A 14,378-nucleotide genomic window follows, 5' to 3' on the forward strand; every position below is an offset into this window, starting at 1 on the left:
ATCGCTCGTTCCTCGCGATCTTGAACCGCTCCTCCTCACGACCACGCGTGCCCGCTCGCGGCGGCCTTCAGGACCGTCGGGTGCGAGGTCACCCGTGGCTGCGAGGATGCGGGCCCTGGGCCACTTGGGGTGCAGAGTCCTGAGTGACTAGCGGACGGGGTGGCCGGCGGCGCGGAGGGTGTCCTTGACCTCGGGGATCTTGAGGTCGCCGAAGTGGAAGACGCTGGCGGCCAGGACGGCGTCGGCGCCGGCGGCGACGGCCGGGGGGAAGTGGTCCAGGGCGCCGGCGCCGCCGCTGGCGATGACCGGGACCGTGACGGCGGCGCGGACCTGACGGAGCATCTCCAGGTCGAAGCCGTTCTTGGTGCCGTCGGCGTCCATGGAGTTCAGCAGGATCTCGCCGACGCCGAGCTCCTCGCCGCGGCGGGCCCACTCGATGGCGTCGATGCCGGTGCCGCGGCGGCCGCCGTGGGTGGTGACCTCGAAGCCGGACTCGGTTCGGGTGTCTCCGGTGACGCGGCGGGCGTCGACCGACAGCACGATGCACTGGGAGCCGAAGCGGTGCGCGGCCTCGCGGAGGAACTCGGGGCGGGCGATCGCGGCGGTGTTGATCGAGACCTTGTCGGCGCCGGCGCGCAGCAGCCGGTCCACGTCCTCGACGGTGCGGATGCCGCCGCCCACGGTCAGCGGGATGAACACCTGCTCGGCGGTGCGCCGCACCACGTCGTAGGTGGTGGACCGGTCGGCGCTGGAGGCCGTGATGTCCAGGAACGTCAGCTCGTCGGCGCCCTCGGCGTCGTAGCGCCGGGCCAGCTCCACCGGGTCGCCGGCGTCCCGCAGGTTCTGGAAGTTGACGCCCTTGACCACCCGTCCGGCGTCCACGTCCAGGCAGGGGATCACGCGTACCGCGACGCTCATCGGCCCACCCCCGGCCTGTAGGCGTCGGCCTCGATCTCCACCAGCATCGCCGGGTCGATCAGGCGGGACACCTCCACCATCGAGGTGGCGGGCCTGATCTCGCCGAAGACCTCGCCGTGCGCCCGGCCGTACTCCTCCCACCGTTCGATGTCGGTGACGAAGATCCGGGTCCGCACCACGTCGGCCAGCGAGCAGCCGAACTGCTCCAGCGCCCACGCCACGTTGGCCAGGCACTGCTTGGCCTGGGCGTACGCGTCGCCCTCGTGCAGCACCTTGCCGTCGGCCAGGTCCACCGGGGCGCAGCCGGTCACGTACACGTGGTCGCCCGCGGCGACGGCCCGGCTGTAGCCGACGACGCGCTCCCAGGGCGCGCCCGAACCGACCCGGCGGGTCACTTCACCGCCTCCAGGGCCTCTTCGAGGGTGAACGCCTGCGCGTACAGGGCCTTGCCGACGATCGCGCCCTCCACGCCGTCGGGCACCAGCGCGGCCAGGGCGCGCAGGTCGTCCAGGGAGGACACCCCGCCGGAGGCGATCACCGGCTTGTCGGTGCGGGAGCACACCTCGCGGAGCAGGTCGACGTTGGGGCCGCGGAGCGTGCCGTCCTTGGTGACGTCGGTGACGACGTACCTGGGGCAGCCGTCGTCCTCCAGCCGGGCCAGCACCTCCCACAGGTCGCCGCCCTCGCGGGTCCAGCCCCGGGCGGCCAGGGTGGTCCCCCGCACGTCCAGGCCGACCGCGATGCGGTCCCCGTACTCGGCGATGATCTTGCGGCACCACTCGGGGTTCTCCAGCGCGGCGGTGCCGATGTTGACCCGGGCGCAGCCGGTGGCCAGCGCCGCCTCCAGCGAGGCGTCGTCGCGGATCCCCCCCGACAGCTCCACCTTCACGTCCAGCCGCCCGGTCACCTCGGCCAGCAGCTCCCGGTTGGAGCCCCGGCCGAACGCCGCGTCCAGGTCCACCAGATGGATCCACTCCGCCCCGGCCGCCTGCCAGGCCAGCGCCGCGTCCAGCGGCGACCCGTAGGAGGTCTCGGTGCCGGCCTCGCCCTGCACCAGCCGGACGGCCTGGCCGTCGGCGACGTCCACGGCGGGAAGAAGCGTCAGTGTCATCGCGAACCCATCTGTCGTGCGAGTCGTGGGGATGGTCACAGGGTGGACAGCCAGTTGCGGAGCAGCTGGGCGCCCGCGTCGCCGGACTTCTCCGGGTGGAACTGGGTGGCGCACAGCGCGGTGTTCTCCACCGCGGCCACGAACGGCTCGCCGTGCTCGGCCCAGGTGACGATCGGCGGGGTCAGCCGCCCCGGCGGCAGCTCCCAGCGGCGCACCCCGTAGGAGTGCACGAAGTAGAACCGGGTGCCCGGGTCCAGGCCGCGGAACAGCACCGAGTCCGCGGGCGCCCGCACGGTGTTCCAGCCCATGTGCGGCAGGATCGGGGCGTTCAGCCGCTCCACCGTGCCGGGCCACTCGGCGCAGCCCTCGGTGGTGACGCCGTGCTCGACGCCCTTCTCGAACAGGATCTGCATGCCGACGCAGATGCCCAGCACGGGACGGCCCCCGGCCAGCCGGCGGCCCACGATCTGCTCGCCGCGGACCGCCCGCAGCCCCCGCATGCACGCCGCGAACGCGCCGACGCCGGGCACCACCAGCCCGTCGGCGTTCAGCGCGGCGTCGAAGTCGGAGGTGACGGTCACCTCGGCGCCGGCGCGGGCCACCGCGCGTTCGGCCGAACGCAGGTTGCCCGAGCCGTAGTCCAGTACGACGACCTTGGGTTTCACAGCCGCAGCGCTCCCGCCGTGAAGGCCAGCGCGGTGAGCGCCAGCAGGATGAGCGCGCCGACCTTGATCCCCTGCCTGACGAAGCTGATCACGCCCATCAGGAAGAAGACCGCCAGCCCGAACAGCGCCACGTTGACGTACGTGAAGTGCAGGCCCCCGATCTCCATGGCGTTACAGCGCCCCCTTGGTCGAGGGCACGCCCTGCACCCGGGGGTCGAACGCGACCGCGTCGCGCAGCGCCCGGGCCAGCGCCTTGAACTGGGCCTCCACGATGTGGTGGGCGTTGCGGCCGTAGGGGACGTGGACGTGCAGCGCGATCCGGGCGTTGGCCACGAACGACTCGAAGATGTGCCGGGTCAGCGTGGTGTCGTAGTCCGGGCCGATCATCGGCGCCATGTTCTCCGGCTCGCTGTGCACCAGGTAGGGCCGCCCGGCGATGTCCACGGTGACCTGCGCGAGGGTCTCGTCCAGCGGCACCGACGCGTCGGCGAACCGGCGGATGCCGGCCTTGTCGCCGAGCGCCTGCGCGAACGCCTGGCCCAGCGCGATCGCGGTGTCCTCGATCGTGTGGTGGCTGTCGATGTGCAGGTCGCCGGTGGTCTTGACGGTCAGGTCGAACAGCCCGTGCTTGCCGAGCTGGGCGAGCATGTGGTCGAAGAAGCCGACTCCGGTCGCCACGTCCACCTGACCGGTGCCGTCGAGGTCGATCTCGACGGCGACGGTGGTCTCCTTGGTGCCGCGTTCGACGCGACCAATGCGGCTCACTGTGTCTCCTTCAAGGCCGTGGTCAGGGCGGAGCGGAACGCCGCCATCTCCGCGGAGGTGCCGACGGTGACCCGCAGCCACTGCGGCGGGCCGACCTCGCGGATCAGCACTCCCCGGTCCAGCATCGCCTGCCATACCCGGCGGCGGTCAGGGAACGTGCCGAACAGCACAAAGTTGGCGTCGGAGTCGGCGACCCGCAGGCCCTGCGAGCGCAGCCAGCCGACCAGCAGGTCCCGCTCGGCGCGCAGCGTGTCCACCGAGCCCAGCAGCTCGTCGGCGTACGCCAGCGCGGTGCGCGCCACCGCCTGGGTGACCGACGACAGGTGGTACGGCAGCCGCACCAGCAGCAGCGCCTCGATCACCGCGGGGTCGGCGGCCAGGTAGCCCAGCCGGGTGCCGGCCATCGCGAACGCCTTGGACATGGTCCGGGTGACGATCAGCCGGGGGTGCTCGGGCAGCAGTTCCAGCGCCGACAGGGTGTCCTCGCGGCGGAACTCCCCGTACGCCTCGTCCACCACCACCATGCCGGGCGCCGCCGCCAGCACCGCCTCGATGGCCTCCAGCGGCAGCGCCGTGCCGGTCGGGTTGTTGGGCGAGGTCAGGAACACCACGTCGGGACGGTGCTCCTCGATCGCCGCGACGGCCTTGCCGGGGTCGAGGCCGAAGTCCTCGTCGCGCTGGGCGTTGATCCACCGGGTGCCGGTGACGTGGGCGATGATCGGGTGCATCGAGTACGACGGCTCGAAGCCCAGCGCGGTGCGGCCCGGCCCGCCGAACGCCTGCAGGATCTGCTGGATGACCTCGTTGGAGCCGTTGGCGGCCCACACCCGTTCGGCGGTCAGGTCCGCGCCCGGGGTGTCGCGGTTGAGGAAGTCGGCCAGGTCGGCGCGCAGCGCCACCGCGTCCCGGTCGGGGTAGCGGTTGAGCGAGGAGGCGACCTCGGCGACCGCGTCGCCCAGCGCCTTCACCAGCTCCGGCGACGGCGGGTACGGGTTCTCGTTGGTGTTCAGCCGCACCGGGACGTCGAGCTGGGGCGCGCCGTAGGGCTCCCGGCCCCGCAGGTCGTCGCGGATCGGGAGGTCGTTCAGGGACGTCACTCGGGGATCCCCCAGTCGAAGCGGGCCTTCATCGCGGCCCCGTGGGCGGGCAGGTCCTCGGCCTCGGCCAGCGCCACCACCCGGGCGGTGGCCTCGGCCAGCGCGCGCTCGTCGTACTCCACCACATGGACGCCGCGCAGGAACGACTGCACCGACAGTCCCGAGGAGTGGCAGGCGCAGCCGCCGGTGGGCAGCACGTGGTTGGACCCGGCCAGGTAGTCGCCCAGCGACACCGGCGAGTGCGGGCCGATGAAGATCGCCCCGGCGTTGCGGACCCGGGCGGCGACCTCGCGGGCGTTCGCGGTCTGGATCTCCAGGTGCTCGGCGGCGTAGGCGTTGACCACCGCCAGGCCGGCCGCCAGGTCGTCGACCAGCACGATGCCGGACTGCCTGCCGCGCAGCGCCTCGGTGATGCGCTCGACGTGCTTGGTGCGGGCGACCTGCTCGGCCAGCTCCCGCTCGACCCGTCCGGCCAGCTCGACGCTGTCGGTGACCAGCACCGCGGCGGCCAGCGTGTCGTGCTCGGCCTGGCTGATCAGGTCGGCGGCCACGTGCACCGGGTCGGCGGTGGCGTCGGCCAGGATCGCGATCTCGGTGGGACCGGCCTCGGAGTCGATCCCGATCACGCCCTTGAGGTGCCGCTTGGCGGCGGCCACCCAGATGTTGCCGGGGCCGGTGACCAGGTTGACCGGGCGGCACTCCTCGGTGCCGTAGGCGAACATCGCGATGGACTGCGCCCCACCGACGGCGTAAACCTCATCCACCCCAAGCAGCGCGCATGCAGCCAGAATCGTCGGGTGTGGCAGCCCACCACCGCAATGGGGCCGCTGGTCGAGACCAGCGGGGAGATCGACTTGGGGCGGAGAGGTCACCGCCAAGGATGCCACACCGGCCTCCTGCGCGGGCACGACGTTCATCACCACGCTGGAGGGGTAGACGGCCCGGCCGCCCGGGACGTACAGGCCGACCCGGTCGACCGGGATCCACCGCTCGGTGACGGTGCCGCCGGGCACCACCTGGGTGGTGACGTCGGTGCGGCGCTGGTCGCGGTGGACCAGCCGGGCGCGGCGGATCGACTCCTCCAGGGCGTCGCGGACCGCCGGGTCCAGCCCGGCCAGGGCCTGGTCGATCGCCGAGGTGGGGACGCGCGTCGTCTCCAGGTCCACGCCGTCGAACCGCTTGGTGTACTCCCGCACCGCGGCCGCGCCCCTATGGCGCACGTCCTCGCAGATGGGCCGCACCTTCTCCAGGGCGGCCTCGACGTCGAGCTCGGCGCGGGGCAGCACGGAGCGCAGATCGCCGGGCAGGGATCCGCGCAGGTCGATACGGGAGATCACCGCTCCAGTCTACGGAGGGCCGCCCGCGGATCGGGCACCGGTCTCGGGTCCTGAGACGTGTCGCCGGGGAGCGAGACCGTGCCGGGCGCGCTTCACCATCTGAGAATTCCACCGCTGTCATGATCGTTACTGAGGCGTAGGCTGGCGGTGTGACCGCACGCCTGCCGCTGTTCCCCCTGGGCACGGTGCTGTTCCCGGGACTGGTGCTGCCGCTGCACCTGTTCGAGGAGCGGTACCGGCTGCTGATGCGGGACCTGCTGGAGATGCCCGAGCCGCGCCGGTTCGGGGTGGTCGCGATCGAGCTCGGCCACGAGGTCGGCGAGGGCGCGGCCCGCCGGCTTGCCCCGGTCGGCTGCACCGCCGACCTGCACACCGTCCAGCCGCACCCCGACGGCCGGTTCGACGTGGTGACCGTGGGCACCGCCCGGTTCCGGCTCAAGGAGATCGACCGGTCGGGGCCGTACCTGGTCGGGGACGTGGAGTACCTCGGCGAGGAGGCCGGCGAGGGCGCCGCGGAGGCGGCCGCCCGGGTGGCCCGGCTGTTCCACGCCTACCGGGAGCGGCTGCTGTCGGCGGGCGCGGAGGCCGGCGAGCCGCTGGAGCTGCCGGACGACCCGGTGCGGCTGTCGTACCTGGTCGCCGCGGCGGCGGTGCTGGACCGCGACGACAAGCAGCGGCTGCTGGAGGCCGAGGACGCCGCGCTGCGGCTGCGCGCCGAGCAGGACCTGCTGGAACGGGAGATCCGGCTGCTGGAGGTGCTGCCGGCGGTCCCGGCCGGGCAGTTCCTCGACGGCGCCGTGCACCCCAACTGAAATCGGGGCGCGGAAGATCGGCGGCAGGTGGTTCACTGCCCGCATGGGCTCGAAGAGCAAGGGGGGCGCAACCCCGGCGACGGTGGCCGCCGCCAGGGCGGGGATCGCCTACACCCTGCACACCTACGACGTGGACCACGGGGTCGACAACTACGGCGCGGCGGTCGCCGACGCCCTCGGCGTGCCGCGTGAACGGCTGTTCAAGACCCTGGTCGCCACCGTGGACGGGAACCTGACGGTCGGGGTGGTGCCGGTGTCGGGCGAGCTGGACCTCAAGGCGCTGGCCGCCGCCGCGGGCGGCAAGAAGGCGCAGCTGGCCGACCCGGCGGCGGCCGAACGGGCGACCGGCTACGTGGTCGGCGGGATCAGCCCGCTCGGGCAGCGCCGCAGGCTGCCGACCGTGGTGGACTCCTCCGCGTCAGGGTTCGCCACGATCCTCGTCTCGGCCGGCCGGCGCGGCCTGCAGATCGAACTGGCCCCCGGCGATCTGGTACGGCTCGTCGGCGCCGCCGTGGCCCGGATCGCGCGGGGCTAGCCGGCCGAGGGCGGCCTCCAGCATCCCGTACATCGCCACCGCCAGCAGCGGCCAGAACACCACCACCCCGGTGGCGTGCAGGTCGGCCGGGCCCTCCACGGCCCGGCCGGCGGCGGCCCGCAGCGCCGCGCCCAGGTCGTCCGGCCCGGCCTGGTGCCCCGCCCACCAGGCCAGCAGCGCCCCGGCGAGCCCGCCGGTGCCCAGGCCGAGCACCAGCGGGACGTCGTTGTCCCGGCCCCCGGCCAGATAGGCCAGCACCCCGCTGAGCAGGCCGGCGGCCGCGGCGATCGCCGCGAACCGCCCGTCGGTGGCGATCAGCGCCTGGGTCTCCGGGTCGGCCAGCTCCACCGAGCCGCCGAGCAGCACGTACCGGACCGGCGGGGCCCAGGCCGCCCACAGCAGGCCCAGCGGCGGGCCGCAGACCGCCAGCAGCAGCGTGGTGACCGCCCAGATCCGCAACCCCCGTACGCCCGGTCGGCCCACTCGCGCTCCCCTGTGACCATGACACGTCGACGTGTCCCCCTGGGAAAGGGTATCGGCCTCCCCGGGACGATCGCCGGGCCTGCGGGACCTTGCGGGGATCTCAGGAACGGCCCAGCGCGCGGTACTCCCAGCCCGCCGCCCGCCACGCCTCGGCGTCCAGGGCGTGCCGGCCGTCCACGATCCGGCGGTGGGCGGTCACCTCGGCCATCGCGTGCGGGTCGATCTGGCGGAACTCGGCCCACTCGGTCAGCAGCACCACCACGTCGGCGTCCCGGGCGACGTCCATGGCGCTCTCGCCGTACCGCAGCTCCGGGTAGGCGCGGCGGGCGTTGTCCAGCGCGGCCGGGTCGTACACCCGCACGTAGGCGCCCAGGCCGTGCATGGTGCGGGCCACGTCCAGGGCGGGGGCGTCGCGGATGTCGTCGGAGTTGGGCTTGAACGCCGCGCCCAGGCAGGCGATGCGCCTGCCGTCCAGCCGCCCGCCGAGCAGCTCGCGGACCAGGTCGACGGTGCGGGACCGGCGGCGGCGGTTGATGGCGTCGACCTCGCGCAGGAACGACACCGCCTGCCCCACCCCGATCTCCTCGGCGCGGTGCGCGAACGCCCGGATGTCCTTGGGCAGGCAGCCGCCGCCGAACCCGAGGCCCGGCTGCAGGAACCGGCCGCCGATCCGGTCGTCGTAGGCCAGCGCGGTGGCCAGGTCGCGCACGTCGGCGCCGGTGGCCTCGCACACCTCGGCCATCGCGTTGATGTAGGAGATCTTGGTGGCCAGGAACGAGTTGGCGGCCACCTTGACCAGCTCGGCGGTGGCCAGGTCGGTGGTCACCACCGGGGTGCCCGCCTCGATGATCGGGGCGAACGCGGCGGCCAGGGTGTCGCGGGCCCGGTCGGAGGCCACCCCGAACACCAGCCGGTCCGGGCGCAGGGTGTCGTCGACGGCATAGCCCTCGCGCAGGAACTCGGGGTTCCAGGCCAGCTCGACCTCCTCGCCGGCGGGGGCCAGCTCGCGGACGACGTGGGTGAGCCGGGCGGCGGTGCCGACCGGGACGGTGGACTTGCCGACCACCAGCGCCCGCCGGGTCAGGTGCGGGGCCAGGGCGGTGACGGCGGCGTCCACGTAGGAGATGTCGCAGGCGTCCGAGCCGGGCATCTGCGGGGTGCCGACGCAGATGAAGTGCACGTCGCCGAACTCGGCGGCCTCCTCGTAGGAGGTGGTGAAGCGCAGCCGCCCCGTCTCCAGGGTCTTGGCCAGCAGCTCGGGCAGGCCGGGCTCGAAGAACGGCACCTGCCCGGAGGCCAGTTTGCCGATCTTGCCGGCGTCGACGTCCACGCCGAGGACCTCGAAGCCCAGCGAGGCCATGCAGACCGCGTGGGTGGCGCCCAGGTAGCCGGTGCCGATCACGGTCAGGCGGGGGGTTCGTCCGGTGTTCATGGGTTCTCCTGTCGTGTCGGCGCCGCGCCGTGATGTCGCGGAGGCCGGCGTCAGCCGCATCGCCCGTCCTTGGTGAGCGGGCCTCCGGTGACCTTGTTGTCGCAGGCGATCGTGTTGCCGCCGGCGGTGTCGTTGATCCCGACCCCGCCGCCGTCGCCGAGGTCGATGACGTTGCCGCGGAAGGTGTTGCCGGTGCCCCAGCCCTCGACGATCTCGTGGGTCTGGAACCCGTCCTCGTTGGTGCCGAACCCCTGGTTGCCCTCGACGAGGTATCCGTTGCCCTTGACGTCGACCCAGGAGTCGTTGTGCTTGGAGCCGCCGAGCGCGGACCCGTCGAAGACGTTCCCGACGATCCGGCCGCCGGTGGTGCCCTCCTTGACGTCCACCGCCTCGGCGACGGCCCGGATCACGTTCCCGCGCACCACGTTGTGGTCGCTGCGGTCCATCCTCCCGCCGGAGAACCGCTTCCAGTTGCTCTCCGCGGTGCCCAGGTAGACGCCCTCGCCGAACTTCTCGCGGCGCAGCCCGGTGTTGTAGATCAGGTTGTACTGCACCGTGTTGCGGCTGGAGAAGTTGCGGAGATGGACGGCCTCGTCGCCGATGTCGTGCACCTGCAGGTCCTGGACGACCGTTCCGGTGGTGGCGTCGGCCATGACGCCCTTCTGGCTGTTGCGCACGGTGAATCCCACCAGCCGCCAGTGGCCGGCCCGGTCGAGGTGGAATCCGTAGCCCTTCTTGACGCCGCCGCCGTCGAGGATCGCCCCGCGCCCGCCGCACAGGTGGATCGGTTTCTGCGGGGTCCCCGAGGCGCGCGCCACGAATTTCCCGGAATAGGTCCCGTCGGCCAGCCGGATGGTGTCGCCGGGCCGGGCGGTCCTGAGGGCCTCGTGCAGGTCCTCGGCGCTTTCGACGGTCCGGGTCGGCTCGGGGCAGGCGATGCGCCCCTCCCCGGACGGGACCCGGTGGGCCGGTGGCGGGCCCGCCGGGGCGAACGGCTCGTCGCCGCCGTCGCCGCCGTCGTCCCCCTCGCCCCCGTCGTCGGCCGGCGGGGCGCCGGTGCCGGGCGCGGCCCGGCCGCTCGCTCCGGCCGGCCGTTCGTCGCCGCCGTCGCCGTCGCGCATCAGCCAGGCGACCAGGCCCGCCATCAGCAGCGCGCCGACCAGCAGCCCGGCGACGAACTTCAGATCGATCCTGTCGGTCATCGAGGTCCCGTCCCTATCGAGTGCCCGCGCCGCTGAGCTCATCGTGCCGTTCGCCGGCGCCCGCGGCGGTCCGGGCGGCCCGGGTGGGCAGCGGGACGGCCTGGCGGTGCTCCAGGCGGCGCTGGCGCTCGTAGGGGTGCGCCCCGCGGCGGCCGATCAGCGGCCCGGCGTTGCGCGAGCGCAGCGCGGACACCACCACCAGCAGGAACACCCCGGCCCAGATGACGTTCATGGGCTTGGCGATCCGCCTGATCTGCGTCGTCAGGTCGGCGGTGTCGCGCCAGCCGCAGGTGTTGTTGTTGCGCGCGTCCACCGGGCCGGTGGCGCGCAGCAGGTCGACGGCGCTGCGGCCGGCCCCGCCGAAGGTGTTGCCGCTGATCCGGGTGCCGCCGGCGGGGCCGACCAGGCTGACGCCGTGCAGCGTGGCGGCGTGCACGGTGTTGCCGTCGATCTGCGCGCTGGAGCCCCGGACGAACAGCCCGGTGCGGGTCTGCCGGATGATGTTGCCGCTGATCCGGGCGCCGGTCACGCCGTCGCGGACGGCGATGCCCTGGCGGCGCTGCCCGGTCAGCTCGTTGCCGGAGACCCGCACGCCCCGGGCCCCGTCGCCGACCACGATGCCCATGTCGCCGCCGACGACCCGGCTGGTCTGCACCGCCAGGTCCACCCCGCCGAGCAGTTCGATGCCGTACCGGCCGTTGTCGCGGGCGGTGCTGCTGATCACCGAGCTGTCCCCGAAGCCCTCGGTGGCCTCCCCGGACGCCGACGGCCCCTCGGCCAGCGGCAGCCCGTTCAGGGTGAAGCCGTTGCCGCCGTTGCCCTCGGCCAGGCAGCCGGTGACGCTGACCTTCTCGGTGGCCCGCGACAGCACGAACCCGTCGCCGCGGCTGCCGCGCACGGTGGTGTTCTCGATGGTGGCGTTGCGGGCGAAGCGGTGCATCAGCACCCCGTGCACCAGGCTGCCGGTGACGGTGGTGTCGCGGATCCCGGTCCGGTTGGAGGCGGTGATGAAGATCCCGTAGGCGTTCCCGGTGACGGTGCTGTTCTCGATGGCGCCGGTGACCAGGTTGGCCGACGGCACCTGGAAGCCGGTCCCGGCGCCGCCGCGGGCCGGGGCGACCTCGATGGCGTCCATACCGCCGCCGGTGGTCTCGCGCCGCCCGTCGGGCATCAGCACGGTGCGCCGTTCCGGCCGCCACCGGTTCTTCTGGACGTCCTCGGCCGAGTCGCTGGGCCGGTCCGAGCCGGTCAGCGCGATCCCGCCGGTGCGGCCGCTCCAGAACCCCAGGTGGGACACGTGCGTGTGGCGCATCCGCAGCTCGCCGCCGATGGCGCGGATGTAGGCGCGGCCGTCGGCGACGCGGGTGTCGGGCGCGCCGGCCTGGGCGTCCCAGCTGGTGATGCGGACCGGGTTCTGCGCCGACCCGTTGACGCGGATGCTGGCGCCGAACCCCACGATCGAGGTGAACGCGCCCGGCTCGCTGGACAGCCGCAGGTCCAGCGGCCCGGTGGCGCTCTGCAGCACCAGCTTGGCGCCGTGCGCCACGAACAGGTTGATGCTCAGCAGGTACGACCCGTCGCTCTGGCGCTGGAAGTCCTCCTGCGCGAAGCGTTCCAGGTCGGCCACGTAGTAGGGGGCGCTGCGGGCGGTCAGCACCAGGGTGCGGCCGTTGGCCGAGCTGGCGATGTGCGGCTGGCGGACCTGGGCGGCGCGGGCCCCGCCGCGCGCCAGCGCCGAGGACAGCACCGCCCGGGTCTGCATGACCCGCAGGTCCTCCTGGTCGACCAGGGTGGCCTGCTGCTGGGCGTCCTGCGGCGCCACGTCGTTCACCCCGGGCGTCGGCTCGGCGCGGTCGTAGGACAGGTAGGCGTAGGTGCCGCCGCCGGACAGCGCCAGCACCAGCACGGTCGTCAGCGCCCGGCGCCGCCTGCGGCGCCGGGGCGCCTCCCGGCGGGTCGTGTCGGTCATGTCAGGGCCCTCTCCCCCGTGGACGGCTGGTGCGGACGGCGTTGCAGCACCTGGGCGGGGCGGTGGTCCAGGCGGCGCTGGGGCGCGTACGGGTGGGATCCGCGGCGCAGCCGGGGACCGGCGTCGCGGGAGCGCACCATGGAGACGATCACCAGCAGGAAGACGCCCGCCCAGACCAGGTTCATCGGCTTGACGAACCGCCGCGCCTTCATCCAGAGGGTGGAGGTGTCGTGCCAGCCGTCCAGGTCGTTGTCGTCGCGTTCCACGTCGCCGTGCGCCCGGGAGACGTGCACCGCGCTGGTGCCGGAGCCGCGGACGGTGTTGCTGGTGATCTGGGTGCCGTCGGCGTCGCCCAGCACCGAGATGCCGTGCGCCCTGGGCGCCCTGGCGACGGTGATGGTGTTGCCGACGATGGTCCCGGTGGAGGAGCGCAGGTAGATCCCGGTGACCGGGCCGGTGATGGAGTTGCCGCTGACCGCCGCCCCGGTGACCCCGTCGCGCAGCGCGATCCCGTGCCGGCGCTGCCCGGTCAGGGTGTTGCCGGACAGCCGCACGTCGGCGGCCCCGGCGCGGACCACGATGCCCATGTCGCCGCCGGTGATCCGGCTGCCCTGCACGGCCAGCTTGCGACCGCCGAGCAGTTCCACGCCGTAGCGGGCGTTGCCGCGGGCGGTGCCGCCGCTGACCGAGCTGTCGCCGAAGTCGCTCAGCGGCTCGCCGGCCGCCGACGGCCCGGCGGCCAGCGCCTGCCCGTTGAGGGTGAACCCGTTGCGGCCGTTGCGCTCGGCGGTGCAGCCGACGACCCGGACCTTCTCGGTGGCCCGTGACAGCACGAACCCGTCGCCCCGGCTGCCGGTGACGGTGGTGTTCTCGACGGTGGCGTTCTTGACGAAGCGGTGCAGCAGCACGCCGTGCACCAGGCTGCCGGTGACGCGGTTGCCGCTGATCTGGGTCTGGTTGGAGCCGGAGACGAACAGCCCGTAGGCGTTGCCGGTGATGGCGCTGTTCTCGATGGAACCGGTCACCAGCTCCTCGGCGGGCACGTGGGAGGCGGTGCCGCCGCCCTGCCCGGCGGGGCCCAGCTCCACGTCCCCGGGTCCGCCGCCGGCGCCGCCCTGGCCCTCCTGGTTGCGCCGCATGCGCAGCCGCTTGTCCTGCTGCCGCTGTTCCTTGGTGCGGTGCTTGGCGGCGCTGGTCGGCCGGTCGGTGCCGGTGAGGGCGATGCCGCCGGTGCGGCCGCTCCAGAACCCCAGGTGCGAGACGTGGGCGTGCTCCATCTCGAACTCGCCGCCGACCGCGCGGATGTAGGCGCGGCCGTCCTCGGGCCGGGTGTCGGGCCGCCGGGTCTGGGCGTTCCAGCTGGTGACGGTGACCGGGGCGCGCCGGGTGCCGATGATCCGGACGACGCCGCCGAACCCGACGACGGAGGCGAACGCGCCGGGGATGCTGCCCATCCTGATCACCAGCGGCCGGTCGCCGCTCTCCAGCACCAGCTCGGCGCCGTCGGCGACGAACACGTGGATGCCCAGCAGGTAGGACCCGTCGGGCAGGCGCCGGAAGTACTTCCCGCCCCCGGCCGCCGCCAGGTCCCTGATCGTGTACGCGGCGCCGTCGCCGCGTTCGGGCAGCACCAGGGTCTTGCCGTGCGCGGAGCCGTAGATCTGCGGCTGCTTCCAGCGGCCCGACTCGGTCCCGCCGATCTGCAGCATCGCCGCCAGCACCGCCCGGGTCTGGATGATCCGCTGGTCCTCCCGGTCGACCAGCGCGGCCTGCCGGGCGGCGTCGGCGGGGTCGACCGCGCCGACCTCGGCCGGGGTCGGGTCGGCCGATCCCCCCGGCTCGGCCTCGGCGGGGTCCGGCGTCACGGTGCCGCTCCCGGGCCCGTCGGTGGCCGGATCCGGCCGGGTGACGCCGCTCCCGGGCCCGTCGGTGGGCCCGGGAGCGGCGTGAGCGGTGGCCGCGCCCGCGCCAAGCACGGCCACCAGGCCCAGGGTCAGCGTCGCCGCGAGGGTCCTGCGGCCGGCTCCGCCGCCGGCGGCCCCGCCGCCCATG

15 protein-coding genes are annotated in these 14,378 nt (G+C 73.8%); 2 read left to right on the top strand and 13 right to left on the bottom strand.

What is annotated here, in order from left to right; genetic code table 11:
• Positions 1-147: 147 nt before the first annotated feature.
• From hisF to hisD, 8 genes are read right to left on the bottom strand one after another with little or no spacing between them, the layout of a single operon-like run.
• A complete protein-coding gene (hisF, locus tag HNR21_RS26675; RefSeq protein WP_119729851.1) occupies positions 148-918 on the bottom strand; it encodes an imidazole glycerol phosphate synthase subunit HisF in 771 nt (256 codons plus the stop codon).
• On the bottom strand, positions 915-1,313 hold the full coding sequence (locus HNR21_RS26680; protein WP_182707371.1) for a RidA family protein: 399 nt from the start codon (positions 1,311-1,313) through the stop codon (positions 915-917). Before HNR21_RS26680 ends, hisF begins: the two co-directional genes overlap by 4 nt.
• Positions 1,310-2,029: a bifunctional 1-(5-phosphoribosyl)-5-((5-phosphoribosylamino)methylideneamino)imidazole-4-carboxamide isomerase/phosphoribosylanthranilate isomerase PriA gene (gene priA / locus HNR21_RS26685; protein WP_119729850.1), complete on the bottom strand. Its 720-nt coding sequence runs from the start codon at positions 2,027-2,029 to the stop codon at positions 1,310-1,312. Before priA ends, HNR21_RS26680 begins: the two co-directional genes overlap by 4 nt.
• A gap of 35 nt (positions 2,030-2,064) precedes the next feature.
• Positions 2,065-2,694 carry an imidazole glycerol phosphate synthase subunit HisH gene (gene hisH, locus HNR21_RS26690; RefSeq protein WP_182707372.1) on the bottom strand — a complete coding sequence of 210 codons (630 nt, stop codon included), beginning with the start codon at positions 2,692-2,694 and terminating at the stop codon, positions 2,065-2,067.
• The gene (locus tag HNR21_RS26695) at positions 2,691-2,861 is read right to left on the bottom strand and encodes a CG2302 family histidine operon protein (RefSeq protein WP_182707373.1); all 171 of its coding nucleotides are present in this window, start codon (positions 2,859-2,861) and stop codon (positions 2,691-2,693) included. The genes hisH and HNR21_RS26695 overlap by 4 nt, the downstream gene beginning before the upstream one ends.
• A 4-nt stretch (positions 2,862-2,865) precedes the next feature.
• Positions 2,866-3,459 (bottom strand): imidazoleglycerol-phosphate dehydratase HisB, encoded by a 594-nt coding sequence (gene hisB / locus HNR21_RS26700; protein WP_119729848.1) that lies wholly within the window; start codon positions 3,457-3,459, stop codon positions 2,866-2,868.
• Positions 3,456-4,556, bottom strand: coding sequence for a histidinol-phosphate transaminase (locus HNR21_RS26705; protein ID WP_119729847.1), 1,101 nt, complete (start codon positions 4,554-4,556; stop codon positions 3,456-3,458). Before HNR21_RS26705 ends, hisB begins: the two co-directional genes overlap by 4 nt.
• Entirely contained in the window at positions 4,553-5,893 is a 1,341-nt protein-coding gene (gene hisD, locus HNR21_RS26710; RefSeq protein WP_182707374.1) for a histidinol dehydrogenase, read from the bottom strand. The genes HNR21_RS26705 and hisD overlap by 4 nt, the downstream gene beginning before the upstream one ends.
• A 149-nt stretch (positions 5,894-6,042) precedes the next feature.
• Here hisD and HNR21_RS26715 point away from each other — a divergent pair, with 149 nt between their 5' ends.
• Positions 6,043-6,705: an LON peptidase substrate-binding domain-containing protein gene (locus HNR21_RS26715; protein WP_182707375.1), complete on the top strand. Its 663-nt coding sequence runs from the start codon at positions 6,043-6,045 to the stop codon at positions 6,703-6,705.
• A gap of 43 nt (positions 6,706-6,748) precedes the next feature.
• Positions 6,749-7,240, top strand: a complete 492-nt coding sequence (gene ybaK, locus HNR21_RS26720; protein ID WP_182707376.1) for a Cys-tRNA(Pro) deacylase — start codon at positions 6,749-6,751, stop codon at positions 7,238-7,240.
• On the opposite strand, the gene HNR21_RS26725 is transcribed toward ybaK, so the two are convergent.
• The 5 genes from HNR21_RS26725 to HNR21_RS26745 form a co-directional block, all read right to left on the bottom strand.
• The gene (locus HNR21_RS26725; protein WP_312881308.1) at positions 7,124-7,723 is read right to left on the bottom strand and encodes a hypothetical protein; all 600 of its coding nucleotides are present in this window, start codon (positions 7,721-7,723) and stop codon (positions 7,124-7,126) included. The genes ybaK and HNR21_RS26725 overlap by 117 nt on opposite strands.
• Positions 7,724-7,823: 100 nt before the next feature.
• Entirely contained in the window at positions 7,824-9,155 is a 1,332-nt protein-coding gene (locus tag HNR21_RS26730; RefSeq protein ID WP_182707377.1) for a UDP-glucose dehydrogenase family protein, read from the bottom strand.
• A gap of 50 nt (positions 9,156-9,205) precedes the next feature.
• On the bottom strand, positions 9,206-10,357 hold the full coding sequence (locus HNR21_RS26735) for a right-handed parallel beta-helix repeat-containing protein (protein WP_182707378.1): 1,152 nt from the start codon (positions 10,355-10,357) through the stop codon (positions 9,206-9,208).
• 13 nt (positions 10,358-10,370) lie between these two features.
• Positions 10,371-12,326: a right-handed parallel beta-helix repeat-containing protein gene (locus HNR21_RS26740; RefSeq protein WP_182707379.1), complete on the bottom strand. Its 1,956-nt coding sequence runs from the start codon at positions 12,324-12,326 to the stop codon at positions 10,371-10,373.
• Positions 12,323-14,377, bottom strand: a complete 2,055-nt coding sequence (locus tag HNR21_RS26745; protein ID WP_182707380.1) for a right-handed parallel beta-helix repeat-containing protein — start codon at positions 14,375-14,377, stop codon at positions 12,323-12,325. Before HNR21_RS26745 ends, HNR21_RS26740 begins: the two co-directional genes overlap by 4 nt.
• Between the last annotated feature and the right edge of the window lies 1 nt (position 14,378).

This window comes from Thermomonospora cellulosilytica (assembly GCF_014138835.1).
Classification (GTDB): domain Bacteria; phylum Actinomycetota; class Actinomycetes; order Streptosporangiales; family Streptosporangiaceae; genus Thermomonospora; species Thermomonospora amylolytica.

Excerpts from the sequence above, each read along its gene's own strand:
- priA (WP_119729850.1), bottom strand. The coding sequence starts at position 2,029 with ATGACACTGACGCTTCTTCCCGCCGTGGACGTCGCCGACGGCCAGGCC.
- HNR21_RS26745 (WP_182707380.1), bottom strand. The coding sequence starts at position 14,377 with ATGGGCGGCGGGGCCGCCGGCGGCGGAGCCGGCCGCAGGACCCTCGCG.
- HNR21_RS26740 (WP_182707379.1), bottom strand. The coding sequence starts at position 12,326 with ATGACCGACACGACCCGCCGGGAGGCGCCCCGGCGCCGCAGGCGGCGC.
- hisF (WP_119729851.1), bottom strand. The coding sequence starts at position 918 with ATGAGCGTCGCGGTACGCGTGATCCCCTGCCTGGACGTGGACGCCGGA.
- ybaK (WP_182707376.1), top strand. The coding sequence starts at position 6,749 with ATGGGCTCGAAGAGCAAGGGGGGCGCAACCCCGGCGACGGTGGCCGCC.
- HNR21_RS26695 (WP_182707373.1), bottom strand. The coding sequence starts at position 2,861 with ATGGAGATCGGGGGCCTGCACTTCACGTACGTCAACGTGGCGCTGTTC.
- HNR21_RS26730 (WP_182707377.1), bottom strand. The coding sequence starts at position 9,155 with ATGAACACCGGACGAACCCCCCGCCTGACCGTGATCGGCACCGGCTAC.
- HNR21_RS26735 (WP_182707378.1), bottom strand. The coding sequence starts at position 10,357 with ATGACCGACAGGATCGATCTGAAGTTCGTCGCCGGGCTGCTGGTCGGC.